We start from the raw sequence: 14,315 nt of genomic DNA on the forward strand, positions 1-14,315 counted from the left end.
CACCGGTTGCGTCACGCTGGGCGCGGAGGCTGACCTGGGGAGCCCGGGCGAGGCGCCCGCGGACGTCTCCTGTGGGGGACGGAGCGTGCCCACGGGTTGGCCCGACTTCTCCGCCCACGACAGCACTGCACTCCTCGCCCCCTTCCTCACGTGCGGCTCGCCCGCGGAGTACGTCGCGCTCCAGGAGCACGTGGACATGCCTCGGCTGGTGGAGTCGCTCACGGACTGGGATGCCGTGCGACTCGGCTCGCTGGGGCCCGTGCGTGAGGACGCCGCCGGCCTTCTCAACCGCAAGCGGCTGTCCTTCCTCCTGCAGGCCACCGACAGGTATGGCCTCGCCCATGCCGAGGTGTTCGTCCGCTACCTCCTCGACTCGGCCTATGACGAGGAGCTGCGGGAGCTTCTCTTCTGGCTGGCCCGGGACAAACGGCTGGAGACCACGCTGGGGCGCATGCCCCGGGCGTGTGCCGAGTTGGAGGCGCGCGGCCTGAAGCTCTCGGCCCGTCCGGACAGGGACTTCCAGCCTGGAGACTTGCTGCGGGGGGCGGGCCGCGCCGTCACGGACCTGCTCACCCACGAGCAGCAGAAGAATGTCTGGTACACCCACTACGCCCGGCAACGAGGCCAGCTCCCCCCGTCCTACCAGCAGGACCTCGACGAGGTGGAGTGGGAGGCGGCCAGGCAGCACTACTCGGCGGGCAACGTGCTGCTGGGCAGCGTGGACCATGCCACCTTCGGCGTGCCGCTGGGCTTCTACTACCTCGCGGCGGGGACGGGCCACGGGCTGTCCTCTCTCTCACGGGGCGAGTACGAGCAGGCCATGCGCGAGCTGACGCCCGTCGCGCTGCTGGCCACCCTGTACGTGGGGGGCAAGGGCGTACGCACCGTCTACGAGGCCCGGGGAGCAGGAGCCGGACTCCAGCGGGGACTCGAGTCGGTGCGGGGGCGGGTGAGTCTCCTCGCGGAGAGGACGAGGGAACTGCAAACACGGCTGGGCGCGGGCGAGGAGGGACTGCGAGAGCTGGCCCGCTACATCCAAGCCAGACGTGAAGCGGGCCGCTTCGTGGCCGTGGGGGGAATGGACGCCGCGCTGGCCCTGTACGAGGCCCGGGGAGAGGTGACCAGGGCGCGGCCCCTCTTGTCCAGGGCCAGGCCCGGGTCCTCGGGCTCCCCCCTGGTGCGCCAGGGCACCCTGGCCTCGCTGGTGGATGAGGGCGTCGGCCACACACCGGCGATGGTGGAGGCGAAGCTGGCGGCCGCGGAGTTGGAGGCCACGGGCCCACGCCTGCCCATGGACGTGAGGAGGCTGGAGAAGCACCGCCCGGCTCTCGACGCCCCGCCGTCCGAGGCCCGGGGCAACCCACGCTGGCGCGAGTACGTCGACTACTACGAGAAGCGCCTCAATGAGGTGAAGAAGGGCGAAGCCCTCGAGGGCCCCCTCAAGTGGGCGCCCTACGAGCGGATGCGCGCGTGGTTTGCCCGGGGACTGGCCTTCGAGCGCGACATGGTGAGGCTGCTGCGAGAGGACGCATTGAAGCCTCGGGCCGAGCGCCGCTTCCTCGGGGACTTCGACCGGCCCCGCATCGAAACGCAGGTGGGCGTGAGGAAGCCGGGCCCCGGCCTGCGCTACGCGGACGTGCTCGTCATCGAAGAGGCAGGCACTGGCGGACATCCACGTCGCGTGGAGACGTTCAGCTTCAAGAGCCGCAACTTCTCGGAACTAGACAGCAAAGCAGTGGCAGCGCAGATGATTGAGGACGCTAGAGAAGCGCTGCGGAAGTACGGAGAGACGCTGGACGTCCGCCGCGACTCCCTCCAACGTCTTTTCGGCGCGGCTGGCGAGGTGCCCGTCCAGCGAGTCCGCCTCGTCTACGAGGGAGGCGAACTCAAGCCCACGGCTGTAGACGCCTTGAGGACAGCCGTGAACGAAACCAAGAAAGTCGTTCCGGGAGTGGAGGTGTTGTTCCAATGAAGGTGCTGCGCATGCACGATTTGAAGCCGGAGGACCGCCTCCTGCTCACCTTCGACGGTGCCTTCAGTCCACAAGCGACACTAGAGCACGAGCTGGCGCCGTTTCTTCAGGCGATCGAGGAGTACGCCGATGGATGGATGCCGGACGTCGTCAAAGGCAAACGGCAACGCAAGTACGCCCGCGCCGCCGTCTGGAAGTCCCTGGAAGAGGAACGCGATGGGAACAGAACGAACCTCGGGCTCTACCGGACGGCGTGGCCCGCGTTGGACATGTGGCTCAGGCTCTGGCTCCCACCGCGAGCTTCCGAACTGGGCATCATGCTCACAGTGAATCCGCTCTCTTTCTTCGCGGAAGCAGAGCGCTGTCACCACTTAGTAGAACTGGTGCGCACCTGGGCCTCTCGCTACCCGGTTACCTATGCCATGGCCCACAGTACCGACGACAGAGCATTGGCGGGCGCTCCCAATTTCGGCCGCGACGACGAGACTGAGTTCCGAGACGGATTCGATAGAATTTACGAGGTGTGCTGGCTCAACGTCTTCGGTCCCAAGCTGGTGGAAACCGTCGGCCGCGAGCGGATGCTGTCGACACCAGCTCACCGGGTAGAGGAGTTGCCCAATGGCTCCGTGCTCCTGGTGACGTGGCCCACCGCGGCGGATTTCGCCAGCAAGGAGGCTCGGCTCGCCCAGGCCCGCGCCCACGCGCACCTCCGGCCGGACCTCGACTTCGACACCCTTTTGCGCTCCCTGCAGGAACGCAGTGCCCTGCTCGCCCCCGTGCAGCCCCGCTTCCACCCGGACCTGGCTCCGCTCCTGTCGCGTGTGGTGGACCGCGCCGCCAGTCACCAACGCCAGCGCCGGATTGCCGAGCTCAACGCGTGGCGCCCCTCCGAGCCCGAGGAGTGGCGCCCCGCCGACTCCGCCCTGCCCCCGGACGTGGAGAATCCGGAGCGCGCCCGCGAGCATTACCGCACCCTCGCCGAGCACCTGGTGGCGCTGCTGCACTCGGAGGTGCCCTCCGTCTTCGCGGCGACGCCCGAGTCCCTCACCGACGCCGACTTCTACTTCTGGCGCGAGGACTTCCCCAAGAGCCGCCCAAGGCAAGCCCTCGACGCTCACGCGGTGCCCGCCATTGGCGCCTACCTGGGCGAAGTGCTGGTGCGCCACCTCGGCGGCCAGTGGATTCCGCGCCAGAAGCTCCAGGAGGCTCAGGTGCTCGTGGGCGACCGCGTCTGGTTGCCCTTCCTTCGGGCTCGGCGCTCCATGACTTCGCGCCAGGCGCTGCTCGACTACTCTCTCACCCTCCTCTTCCGCTCGGCCGAGCGGCACCGCGGCTGATCGTCCCCTTCAAGGGGAAACAGAACCTACCCGGGGCGGCCTAGCAGCCGTCCTCCACGGACGAGTCCACCACGCGGAACCGGGTGCCGGCCCGGCTCTCGCGCGGGCGGGGCCCGGACAGGCGCCTCAACGTCTCCAGCATGTGCTGGGTGGCCTCGCGTCCCCGCCGCATCGACGCGAGCACCGTCCCGGCCCGCCCCGCGTACTCCAGGCACGACTCCAGCCAGTGCTTCACCAGCGGGTGCGGGCTGATCTCCAGGAACATGTGGTGCCCACGCGCGATCAGCGCGCCCGTGGCCTCGCGGAACAACACCGGCTCGGTGAGGTTGCGCACCCAGTGCTCCGCGCCAAGCCGCCGCGCCGCCACGTCGCCCCCCGTCACCGTGGAGAAGAGCGGCAGGCGCTCGGTCCGGGGACACAGGCCCTCGAGCCGCTCGCGCAGCTCCTCGCCGAAGGGCTCCACCTGGGGGCAGTGCGCCGCCACCTCCGAGTCCACCCAGCGCGCCACCACGCCCTGCCTCCGCCAATGCGCCAGCGCCTGCTCCAGCACGAGCGGCTCCCCCGCCACCACCGTCCAGTCGGGGCTCGCGTGGATGACGCGCCACAGCCGCCCCTCCAGCCCGGGCGGCGCTTCCGCCGCCTGCTCCCACGTCAGCCCCACCACCGCCATCGCCCCCCGGCCCCGCAGCCGCCCCATGGTGCGCCCCTGCTGGCAGATGATGCGCATGGCGTCCTCCAGCGACAGCACCCCGGCCACCTGCGCCGCCGCCACCTCGCCGATGCTGTGCCCCACCACCGCCGCCGGCTCCACTCCCCACGAGCGCCACAGCGCCGCCAGCGCCAGCTCCATCGCCACGATGGCCGGACAGCTCACCTCGATGTCCCCGAGCGACGCCTCCCGTTCCGTCACCGCCTCCAGCAGCGACCACCCCAGGTGCCGGCGCACCTGCGCGTCACACGCGCTCAACACCATCTCGAACACCGTCGAGCGCTCCAGCAGCTCCCTCCCCATTCCCACCCACTGCGATCCCTGCCCGGAAAACACGAACACCGGACCGAGCCGACTCGCCTCGCGTTCCGCATCATTTTCGTGACGCATCCGGGACTCCTCGGAGGACCATCCCAGACCCACTCCCGCATTGCAGGCCCCTTGGACTGCCCGTGAAAGTAGGTAAAGACAGACTCAGTGAAGTAATTCAGTACACGTGGATTTTTACCTCGGTTTCCCAACCTCGTGAAGAAATTTTTCCGGAATCCACGACTTATTGGATTTCCGTCCGGGACGGACGAATTCGCTGGACATCGGGCCCCTCATGCCCCTGCTCGATCCGTAGCCCACCAGGCAGGAATGTGTGCTTCGTCCCGCCATGGTCTGGCGGAGGATGTGAGAGAGCCGTAAAACGTCGAACCCATGAGCCAGGTTCGCTACCAGTTGCTCGGCCCCCTCTTTCCTGGCGAAGGCGCCAATCGGCCCCATCTCGCCCTTTCCCTCGAGGACGGCCAGCCCCCCAGACCCGTGGTGTTGATCTGGGCGCCTGCCGAGGTCACCCAGGACGCCGCGGCATTGGCGCGACTTCACAAGGAAACGGAGCGCGCCGTCGTCATCGAACACCCCAACATCCTCCGGGTGCACGCCCTGGTGACCCTGGACGGGCGCGTGGCCCGGGTGACGGAGTACGCCGACGGCGAGCCCCTGCGCCACGTGCTGGAGGGCTGTCCGCGGCTGCCGCCCCTGTTCGCCGCGCTCATCGCCATGGAGGCGGCCACGGGTGTTCATTTCGCCCACATGGCGGGCAACGACGACGGCACGCCCTACGTCCATGGCGACCTGCGTCCGGAGACGCTGATGATCTCCGCCAAGGGCCAGGTGAAGGTGACGGGCTACGGCGCGCTCGGCGTGGCGCCGCGCGAGAAGGATGGCCGCCGGGTGCGCAACCGCCGCCTGTACAGCGCGCCCGAGCAGTTGCTCGGCGGCCGCGAGGCCTCGTCCGTTCCCACCGACGTGTTCCTCCTGGGCCTGCTGCTGCACGAGTGCCTCTCGGGGCGCAAACCCTTCCAGGACTCGATCGATCGGGACAAGGCCATCCTCTCGAGGCCCCTGCCGCCGCTGCCGGAGGACGTGCCGCTCGCCTACAACGAGATCATCCGCCGCGCCACGGCCAAGCGCGCCAAGGAGCGCTACCCGACGGCCCTCGCCTTCCGCGAGGCCCTGGAGGCCCTGGTGGGTGAGCTGCCCTCGTCCACCGCGCTCGCCGAGTTCCTCATCCGGCAGATTCCCCACGACAACGAGACGCGGCGCTTCCGCAAGGCGTTGATCGAGCAGGGCCTGGCCGAGCTGGCCCGGAACACCCCCCCCTCGCTTCCCGCCCCCGTGGCACCCGGCTCCGCGGCCCCGCCACCGGGGACGCCCGGCCACGCGCCGCCACCTCCGGGAACGCCCGTGTACGCGGCCCCGCCTCCAGGCACGCCCGGCTCCGCGCCGCCGCCGCCAGGAGCGCCCGTGTACGCGGCGCCTCCCCCTCCGTCCGCCATGCGCTCGCGCGCCGCGGTGGGAGGGCTCGCCTTCGTGGGCACGCTCTTGTTCGTGAGCGCCGTGGGCTTCATCTGGAAGAACATCCAGCACGAGCCCGAGTACCTGGGCCCCGACGCGGGCGTGGCCGACGTCAACACGATGGTCGTCGAGGAGGTGCCGGCGGCGCCGCCCGACGCCGGCGTGGCGGTGGCACCGAGCCCGCCTCCCGCCAAGGCGGGCTCCTCCGCGCCCCTCACGCCCGTGCAGATCTTCGTCACGCCCGAGGTGATGCTCTACGTCGATGGCCGCCAGGTGGGCCGCTCGCCCCAGACGGTGCCCATGACGCCCGGCCGCCACCTCATCTCCCTGGTGGATGCGAACCGGGGCCTGCGCACCGCGCGCAGCATCGACGTGCGCGCCACCCAGGAGAAGGTCCAGTTCAACATGCGGGTGAACCTGGGCTCCGTGCTCATCCTCGCCGAGTCGGGGGCCAAGGTCTTCCTGGATGGCCAATCCCTGGGCGTGGCCCCCCTGGCCGAGTACCCCGTCTTCGAGGGCGAGCACCACGTGCGCGTCATCAACCCGGACAAGAGCGTCCAGGAGCGGGACTTCGTCATGCCGGGCGCCCCTCCCGGTGAGCGCATCGTGCTCAACGCGAAGAGCTCCGACGGCTCCGAAGGCGTCGCGACCGAAGCCGGAGAGTGAACTCCAAGGCTTCCGCCATTCGTCGCCATGGAAGGAGGCCAGGGAGGCGCGATAAGGAGGGCGGATGGCGGGCGAGCAGATCGCTGAACGTGTCTCCGTACTCCTGCGGCGGTTGTCTCGTGTTCATGGCGCGGTGGTGATGGCGGTGGGGCTCGTGGTCCTCACCGCGTGGGTGTTCGACCTGACCTCGCTCAAGGGGCTGCGGCCGGGCCTGCCCACCATGAAGGCCAACACGGCCCTGTGCTTCATTCTCTCGGGAGCGGCCCTGCTGATCGCCGGCCTCACGCGGCCCCCGCCCGCGCTGCGGCGCGCCTCGGTGGCGAGCGCGGTGCTCGTGGTCCTCATCAGCTCCCTGACGCTCGTGCAGTACGTGCTGGACGTGAACCTGGGCCTGGACGAGCTGCTCGTGGTGGACCCCGCGCGCCACGTGGAGCTCGGCTACCCGGGACGCATGGCCCCCAACACCACCCTGTGCTTCCTGCTGCTCGGGATGGCGCTGCTGTGTCTCGAGATGGAGACGCGGGTGGTGGGCTGGCCCTCGCAGTACCTCGCCGCGCTCGTGGGCGTCATCTCCCTGGTAGGCCTCGCGGGCTACCTCTACGGGCAGCAGGAATTCACCGGCATCGCGCGCTATACGCAGATGGCGGTGCACACCACGGCGTGCTTCCTGCTGCTGGCGCTCGGCGTCCTCGAGGCCCGCGCCACCCGGGGCGTCATGCGGGTCGTCTCCGGCCCGGGCCTGGGGGGAGCGCTCGCGCGCTGGCTGCTGCCGCCGGCGTTCGTGCTGCCCATCCTCATCGTGGGCGTGGTGCTCTGGGCCTACCGCTCCGCGGCCTTCCCCCTCCCCTTCGCCCTGGCGCTCATCGCCTCGGGCAACGTGATGATCTTCACCGTGCTGGTGTGGGCGGCCGCGTTCGCGCTGGACCGGGCCGAGTCCCAGCGCCTGCGCGGCGAGGAGGAGCGCATCGGCCTGCAAGCCCGGGAGCAGGCCGCGCGCGACGAGGCCACCGCCCAGCAGCGCGAGCGCACCCGGGCGGAGAACGCCGAGCGCGACGCCCAGCGCGCCGTGCGCGAGCGCGAGGACATCCTCGCCGTGGTGAGTCATGACTTGAAGAACCCGCTGAGCAGCATCGGCATGAGCACCCGGCTGCTGCGGCGGCTGCTTCCCGAGGACGAGGCCGGCGAGCGGATGCGCAAGCACACCCACACCATCGAGCGCTCGGTGGAGCGGATGGATCGGCTCATCCGGGATCTGCTCGACATGGCGAGCCTCCAGGCGAACCAGGTGAAGCTGAACCTGGAGTCCCACGAGGTGGAGGAGCTGGTGCGCGAGGGCCTGCTGCTGCTCGAGCCGCTGGCCGTGGAGGCCTCCATCGAGCTGCGCACGCGGCTGCCGCCGGAGCACTGCCAGGTGCGGTGCGATCGGGACCGCTTCTTCCAGGTGTTGAGCAACCTGGTGGGCAACGCGCTCAAGTTCACTCCCGAGCGGGGCACGGTGACGGTGGAGGTGGTGCCCGAGGCGTCCGCCGTGCGCTTCCTGGTGCATGACACCGGTCCGGGCATTCCCGCCGAGGCGCTGCCCCACCTCTTCGAGCGCTTCTGGCGCGTCGAGGGCACGGGCAAGAAGGGCACGGGGCTCGGACTCTCCATCAGCCGGGGACTCGTGAAGGCCCAGGGGGGCACGATGGACGTACGCAGCGAGCAGGGCCGGGGAAGCACCTTCTGCTTCACCCTGCCCCGGGTGTCCGCGCCCGCCCCCCAGGGGTGAGCCGGCGGTCGGGGCATGCGATGGTCCTCCTCCCGGCCACCCGGCCGCGCCCCAAGGAGTCCCCCGCATGAAGAGCCGTTCGTTGCCTTGCCTGCTGCTTGCGCTGCTGCTCGCCTCGTGGAGCGGGAGCGCCCGCGCCGCCGAGGTGGTGGTGTGGCACGGCTACCGCGCCGCCGAGCGCACCGCCCTGGAGAAGGTCGTGGCCGCGTACAACGCCGCCCAGGGCGAGTCCGGCACGCGGGTGAAGCTGCTCGCCATCCCCTCGGATGCCTTCACGGACAAGATCTCCGCGACCCTGTCGCGCGGCGTGGGCCCGGACGTCTTCGTCTTCCCCCAGGACAGGCTCGGCGGCTGGGTGGAGGGCGGCGCGCTGCTCGAGCCGCTCGACTTCTTCCTGGAGCCCGCCGTGCGCGAGCGCTACGTGCCGGGCACGCTCGAGGCGATGACCTACCGGGGCTCCGTCTACGCCCTGCCCCTGGACTTCAAGGCCATCACCCTCCTCTACAACAAGAAGCTCATGCCCACCCCGCCGCGCACCACGGGCGAGATGCTCGCCGCGTGCAAGGCGTTGCGCGCGAAGACGCCGGACAAGTCGAGCGTGTGCCTCGCCTATCCGTACACGGACTTCTACTACCACGCGGCCTTGATGCATGCCTTTGGCGGGCGGGTGTTCGACCCGGGCCCCCAGGTGCGGCTGGACTCACCGGAGAACGTCAAGTCCCTGGAGCTGCTCTTGCGCTGGACGTCCCAGGAAGGCCTGTTGCCCGCCGAGCCCTCCACCGCGCTCGTCACGAGCCTGTTCAACGAGGGCAAGGCGGCGCTCGTCTTCTCCGGCCCCTGGTTCGTCGGGGAGATCGCCCAGGGCATCGACTACGGGCTGGCGCCGCTGCCCACCGTGGACGAGGCGGGCGGCAAGCCGCTGCGGCCGTGGATGACGGTGGAGGGCGTGGGCATCTCCTCGCACTCGGCGAACAAGGACGCCGCCTATGACTTCGTGCGCTACCTCACCGGCCCCGAGGGCGCACGCCTCATGGCCACCCAGGGCCGGCAGAACCCCGCCTTCGCGCCCATCTACGAGGACAAGGCCATCGGCGCGGATCCCGTGCTCGCCGCCATCCGCGAGCAGGCCCGGACGGCCCTGCCCATGCCCAACCTGCCGGAGATGACCATGGTCTGGTCCCCGGCGACCTCGGCCATGAACGCCGTGCTCCACAAGCTCGCCACACCCAAGGCCGCGCTGGACGAGGCCCAACGCACCGTCCAGAAGAGCGTCACGGCCCTGCGGCGGGGAGCCAAGGCCCCGACCGAGGCTCCCGCCAAGGCTCCGGCTCCCGCGAGGAAGTGAGCGCGGGCGGGCGGCGCGTCAGCTCAGGGTGAAGGACACCGTGCCCACGCCCTCGATGCCGCCCTCCACGCGGTCTCCGCGCGACAGGGGGCCCACGCCGTGGGGCGTGCCGGTGAAGATCAGATCTCCCGGCTCCAGCCGCCACAACTGCGACGCCTTGGCGATGATCTCCGCCACGTTCCAGATCATGTCCGCGAGCTGGCCGTCCTGCTTCGTCTGGCCATTGACGTCGAGATGGATGCGCCCCGTGGGCAGTCCCCCGCCCTCGGCCCGGCGCAGCACGCCGATGGGCGCCGAGGCATCGAAGCCCTTGGCCGCGTCCCACGGGCGCCCCTCCTTCTTCGCCACGGCCTGCAAGTCCCTCCGGGTGAGATCCACCCCCACCGCGTAGCCGTACACCAGGCCCAGCGCCTGCTCGGGCGTGACGTTGATGCCACCTCCCTTGAGCGCCACCACCAGCTCGATCTCGTGATCGAGCCGCTCGGTGGAGGACGGATAGGGCACGGGCTCACCCGGTACGCGCACCGCGTCGGCCGGCTTGGAGAAGAAGAACGGCGGCGCACGCGTCGGATCTCCGCCCATCTCCCGGGCGTGGGCGCCGTAGTTCTGGCCCACGCAGTAGATGCGGCGGACGGGGAAGCGGGCCGAAGTGCCCTCGATGGGCAGGCTGGGACGCTCGGCGGGGGCGATGACGAAGTCGGTGGCTTGGGTCATGGCCCTACGCTTAACGCGCCGGGTACCCCCGGCGAAAGCAAATGCCCACCCGGGGTGTCCGGTCCACCACCCGGGTGGGCGCCCGCTCAGCGCGGAGTGCCCTGCTCGAGCACGTGGGCCTGCGCCGCGGCCAGGGCCGTCATGTTGACGATGCCACGCGCCGTCACGCGCGGCACGAGCACCTGGATGGGCTTGGAGATGCCCAGCAGCAGCGGTCCCACCAGCAGCGCCTCGGTGGCCGCGGACAGGAGCGTCATGGCGATGTTGGCCGCGTCCAGCGTGGGCATGACGAGCAGGTTGGCCGAGCCCGTCAGCGGACTGTGGGACACGAGCCGGTGGCGCAGCGTCTCGCTGAGCGCCGCGTCGGCGTGCATCTCGCCGTCCACCTCGAGCTCCGGGGCGCGCTGGCGCACCAGCTTGAGCGCCTGGCGCATCTTGATGGCGGACTGGGAGTTGCCGGCGCCGAAGCTCGAGTGCGACAGCAGTGCGGCCTTGGGGGTGATGCCGAAGCGGCGCACGGCGTCGGCGGCCAGCAGCGTCATCTCGGCGACCTGCTCGGCGGTGGGATCGATGTTGACGTGGGTGTCGCAGAAGAACAGCGCGCCGTTCTGCAGGATGAGGGCCGAGAGCGCGTAGATGCGACCCACGTCCTGGCGCTTGGGGATGATGGGCATGACGTACGTCATGTGCCGTCCCCAGTCATCCCGGCTGCCGCACAACGCGGCGTCGACCTGCCCCGACTCCAGGAGCATGGAGGCGGCCACCGTGGGCCGGCGCACCACCCGGCGCGCGGCGGCGTCGAGCGGCACGCCCCGGCGATCCACCAGCGTCTGGTAGCGCTTGATGAGCGGCTCGATGATGTCGGTGTCCTCGCTCGGATCCACCACGCGCACGTCCCGGCCGACCTCCAGCCGCAGCCCCAGCTCCTTGATGCGCTCGGTGATGACCCGGCGCCGGCCGATGAGCACGGGCTCGGCGAGCTGCTCGTCCACCACGCTCTGCACCGCGCGCAGCACCCGGTCATCCTCCCCTTCCGCGTACGCCACGCGGCGGGGCGTGCGACGGGCCAGCTCGAACACCGGCCGCATGAGCTGACCCGAACGGTAGACGAACAGCTCCAGCTCGCGCTGGTAGGCCTCGAAGTCCGCGATGGGCCGGCGCGCCACGCCCGAGTCCATGGCGGCCTTGGCCACCGCCGGGGCGATCTTCAGGATGAGCCGGGGGTCGAACGGCTTGGGGATGATGTACCTGGGCCCGAAGACGTGCGCCGTGCCGCCGTAGGCCTGGGCCACCACCTCGTTGGCCTCCACCCGGGCGAGCTCGGCGATGGCCTCGGCGGCCGCGCGCTTCATGGGCTCGTTGATCTCCGTGGCGCCCACGTCCAGCGCGCCGCGGAAGACGAAGGGGAAGCACAGGACGTTGTTGACCTGGTTGGGGAAGTCCGAGCGGCCCGTGGCGACGATGGCGTCGGGGCGGGCCTCCATGGCGGCGTCCGGGCGGATCTCCGGCTCGGGGTTGGCGAGCGCGAGGATGATGGGCTTGGGCGCCAGCAGGTGCAGCCACTCGGCCTTGAGCACGCGCGGCGCGGACAGGCCCAGGAACACGTCCGCCCCGCCGAGCACCTCGGGCAGGGTGCGCGCGGAGGTCTTGTGTGCGTAGCGGGCCATGTTGGGCGCCATCTCGTCGCCCCGGTCCGCGTGGACCACGCCCTTGATGTCCGTGAGGGTGACGTTGGCGACGGGCAGCCCCATCTCCACGAGCAGATCCACGCACGCGAGCGCCGCGGCGCCCGCGCCGGAGGTGACGAGCTTGATCTCCTCGAGCTTCTTGCCCTGGAGCACGAGCCCGTTGCGGATGGCGGCCGCGCACACGATGGCGGTGCCGTGCTGATCGTCATGGAAGACGGGGATCTTCATGCGCGCGCGCAGGGCGCGCTCGATGACGAAGCACTCGGGGGCCTTGATGTCCTCGAGGTTGATGCCGCCGAAGGTGGGCTCGAGCGCGGAGACCACGTCCACGAAGCGCTCGGGGTCGGTGGTGTCCACCTCGATGTCGAAGACGTCGATGCCGGCGAACTTCTTGAAGAGGACGGCCTTGCCCTCCATGACGGGCTTGCCGGCGAGCGGACCGATGCTGCCCAGGCCCAGCACGGCGGTGCCGTTGGTGATGACGCCCACGAGGTTGCCTCGGGCCGTCAGGTCGCGCGCGGCGTCGGGGTCGGCGACGATCGCCTCGCACGCGGCCGCCACGCCGGGGGAGTAGGCCAGCGCGAGATCGCGCTGGGTGGCCATGCGCTTGGTCGGCTCGATGGCCAGCTTTCCGGGCCGGGGCAGCCGGTGGTAGTCGAGCGCCGCTTTGCGAAAATCCTCGTCCATCGCCATTGCTTCGTGTCCTCGGTTCTACGGTCGGAAGGCCGTCGCCTCACGGCGCCGGGCCTGCGGAAGCCCCCCACTGTAGCCGTGAGGCGGCTCGCGACCCCTGCATAACAGCGCCCGGGAGGGCTCTCGGGCGCAACGGGGGCATAAGCCGCGCTGACAGCGGCGTGGGGAGGCGATGACGCGGTGCGTCCTGCCGGGAGTGCATCGCGTGGAGGGTCGCGATCGTGGGGACAGCAACGGATACGGGCGCATTCGGGTGATGACAAAGCTCTTGGGCTTTTCCAACCGGTGTGCATTCCCATCATGGGTCCATGGTGGCGGACGCCTCGGTCCACGTGCGCTGGAGATGGCTGCCAATGACAGATGCCCCGTGCCCTCACCTTCGCGCGCGGCCTGAAACACCGGGACGTCAGTGTCCTTCGAGCATGTGTCCGGTGCTTGCACTGCGGATCTGCTCGAGAAATTGTATGAATGGGATAAGCAGCTCCAGACGCAATAGAAAGTATCCCATTGGAGAGGGTGATGAAGCATCCCATTCCTCGGATTCGTCGCCATGCCCCGCCCGACAACGGAGGACGCCTCCTCCAGCGGGAAGTGCTCCGTCTCGTGCTGCACCTGCCCTTCGGGCATCGGGAACTCGCAACACCCGTCAGTCATGCGCTCGAGGTGTACTTGCGGAACGCGGGCCTGGGGGCAGACGCCTTCACCGGGTATTCCCTGGGAGAGGAGCCCATGCCGCTCGATGCGGACGGTTGGGCTGACATCCGGGACACCCTGGCGCCACCTCCTCGGGATGCCTTCCTGGATGAGCAGACGGAGGAGTCTTTCCTCAAGCAGAAGATGAAGGAGCAGTTCGACCGCACGGTGGAACTCTCGATTGGAGCCACCGGCGTCACCGGTTACGGCTTCTTCTACTGGGCGCGTCTGCCGTGGCGCCCGCCCGTCCAGGACCAGGTCAGTCTGGTGAGCTTCTCCTGGCCCACCGAGCACCTGGAAGCGCACGGACTCGAGCGGATGCGAGCGGAGATCATGGAGCTGGCCGCGCTGCTGCCCTATGTGTCGGGCCACGCGGGACTGGCCTTCTCCTCTCCCAATCTCTGGGGGCCCTCCATGAAGGACCTCCACGAGGAGGCATTGCGCTACCCAGGACTGGACGTGACGCATGGCCAGCGCGACCTGGGCTCGCGCGTGGACGGCGTGCACTGGCTCAACTTCCTCGGTCCGGAGGTGCTGACCCAGGTGGGAGGGGCCGAGGCGCTCCGCTCCCGGCTGCACTCCCCTTCCACCTCCGTGCAACCACTCGGGGGCAATCGGGCCGTGGTGGCGCTCGGCGTGGAGCCCGAGGCGGGAGACCTGCTCCGGGGCGACACGTTGCCCGCCTACCGCGAACTGGCGCACGTGCTCAAGCCCTGGCTCTTCCCCCACCCCGAGCACGTCTCCTGGCGCGACTGTCCTCCAGACATGGCCCGTCGCTGGTGGCGTCGCTTCCTCGACTGAAGACGAATCCGACAAGAGGTGAAGTGCGGGAGAGCCACTAAGCTAAGCAGGCTCCATTCGCTTCCGCGAGTCTGGGGGTAGACAATG

Annotated in this window: 9 protein-coding genes; 6 read left to right on the forward strand and 3 right to left on the reverse strand. The window is 69.9% G+C overall.

The window, feature by feature from the left end:
• Positions 1 to 196: 196 nt before the first annotated feature.
• Both CYFUS_RS26540 and CYFUS_RS26545 read left to right on the forward strand, forming a co-directional pair.
• The gene (locus CYFUS_RS26540; RefSeq protein ID WP_157758664.1) at positions 197 to 1,972 is read left to right on the forward strand and encodes a hypothetical protein; all 1,776 of its coding nucleotides are present in this window, start codon (positions 197 to 199) and stop codon (positions 1,970 to 1,972) included.
• Entirely contained in the window at positions 1,969 to 3,309 is a 1,341-nt protein-coding gene (locus CYFUS_RS26545; protein WP_095987774.1) for a hypothetical protein, read from the forward strand. Before CYFUS_RS26540 ends, CYFUS_RS26545 begins: the two co-directional genes overlap by 4 nt.
• A gap of 40 nt (positions 3,310 to 3,349) precedes the next feature.
• Here the strand turns inward: CYFUS_RS26545 and CYFUS_RS26550 are convergent, their stop codons facing one another.
• Positions 3,350 to 4,408: an acyltransferase domain-containing protein gene (locus CYFUS_RS26550; RefSeq protein ID WP_095987775.1), complete on the reverse strand. Its 1,059-nt coding sequence runs from the start codon at positions 4,406 to 4,408 to the stop codon at positions 3,350 to 3,352.
• 312 nt (positions 4,409 to 4,720) lie between these two features.
• Here CYFUS_RS26550 and CYFUS_RS26555 point away from each other — a divergent pair, with 312 nt between their 5' ends.
• The 3 genes from CYFUS_RS26555 (at position 4,721) to CYFUS_RS26565 (ending at position 9,639) form a co-directional block, all read left to right on the forward strand.
• Positions 4,721 to 6,526, forward strand: coding sequence for a serine/threonine protein kinase (locus CYFUS_RS26555; protein WP_095987776.1), 1,806 nt, complete (start codon positions 4,721 to 4,723; stop codon positions 6,524 to 6,526).
• Positions 6,527 to 6,590: 64 nt separating this feature from the next.
• The gene (locus CYFUS_RS26560; protein ID WP_095987777.1) at positions 6,591 to 8,294 is read left to right on the forward strand and encodes a sensor histidine kinase; all 1,704 of its coding nucleotides are present in this window, start codon (positions 6,591 to 6,593) and stop codon (positions 8,292 to 8,294) included.
• Positions 8,295 to 8,361: 67 nt separating this feature from the next.
• Positions 8,362 to 9,639 (forward strand): sugar ABC transporter substrate-binding protein, encoded by a 1,278-nt coding sequence (locus tag CYFUS_RS26565; protein WP_095987778.1) that lies wholly within the window; start codon positions 8,362 to 8,364, stop codon positions 9,637 to 9,639.
• An 18-nt stretch (positions 9,640 to 9,657) separates the two neighbouring features.
• Here the strand turns inward: CYFUS_RS26565 and CYFUS_RS26570 are convergent, their stop codons facing one another.
• The gene (locus tag CYFUS_RS26570) at positions 9,658 to 10,353 is read right to left on the reverse strand and encodes a fumarylacetoacetate hydrolase family protein (RefSeq protein ID WP_095987779.1); all 696 of its coding nucleotides are present in this window, start codon (positions 10,351 to 10,353) and stop codon (positions 9,658 to 9,660) included.
• Positions 10,354 to 10,439: 86 nt separating this feature from the next.
• Positions 10,440 to 12,734 carry an NADP-dependent malic enzyme gene (locus CYFUS_RS26575; RefSeq protein WP_269770154.1) on the reverse strand — a complete coding sequence of 765 codons (2,295 nt, stop codon included), beginning with the start codon at positions 12,732 to 12,734 and terminating at the stop codon, positions 10,440 to 10,442.
• Positions 12,735 to 13,253: 519 nt separating this feature from the next.
• On the opposite strand from CYFUS_RS26575, the gene CYFUS_RS26580 reads away from it, so the two are divergent.
• Complete coding sequence (locus tag CYFUS_RS26580) at positions 13,254 to 14,228, forward strand: type VI immunity family protein (protein ID WP_232536814.1); 975 nt, start codon at positions 13,254 to 13,256, stop codon at positions 14,226 to 14,228.
• Positions 14,229 to 14,315: the final 87 nt, after the last annotated feature.

The organism is Cystobacter fuscus (assembly GCF_002305875.1).
Classification (GTDB): Bacteria; Myxococcota; Myxococcia; order Myxococcales; family Myxococcaceae; genus Cystobacter; species Cystobacter fuscus_A.

Coding starts and splice junctions, on each gene's coding strand:
- CYFUS_RS26540 (WP_157758664.1), top strand. CDS start 197: ATGCCTCGGCTGGTGGAGTCGCTCACGGACTGGGATGCCGTGCGACTC.
- CYFUS_RS26545 (WP_095987774.1), top strand. CDS start 1,969: ATGAAGGTGCTGCGCATGCACGATTTGAAGCCGGAGGACCGCCTCCTG.
- CYFUS_RS26550 (WP_095987775.1), bottom strand. CDS start 4,408: ATGCGTCACGAAAATGATGCGGAACGCGAGGCGAGTCGGCTCGGTCCG.
- CYFUS_RS26555 (WP_095987776.1), top strand. CDS start 4,721: ATGAGCCAGGTTCGCTACCAGTTGCTCGGCCCCCTCTTTCCTGGCGAA.
- CYFUS_RS26560 (WP_095987777.1), top strand. CDS start 6,591: ATGGCGGGCGAGCAGATCGCTGAACGTGTCTCCGTACTCCTGCGGCGG.
- CYFUS_RS26565 (WP_095987778.1), top strand. CDS start 8,362: ATGAAGAGCCGTTCGTTGCCTTGCCTGCTGCTTGCGCTGCTGCTCGCC.
- CYFUS_RS26570 (WP_095987779.1), bottom strand. CDS start 10,353: ATGACCCAAGCCACCGACTTCGTCATCGCCCCCGCCGAGCGTCCCAGC.
- CYFUS_RS26575 (WP_269770154.1), bottom strand. CDS start 12,734: ATGGCGATGGACGAGGATTTTCGCAAAGCGGCGCTCGACTACCACCGG.
- CYFUS_RS26580 (WP_232536814.1), top strand. CDS start 13,254: ATGAAGCATCCCATTCCTCGGATTCGTCGCCATGCCCCGCCCGACAAC.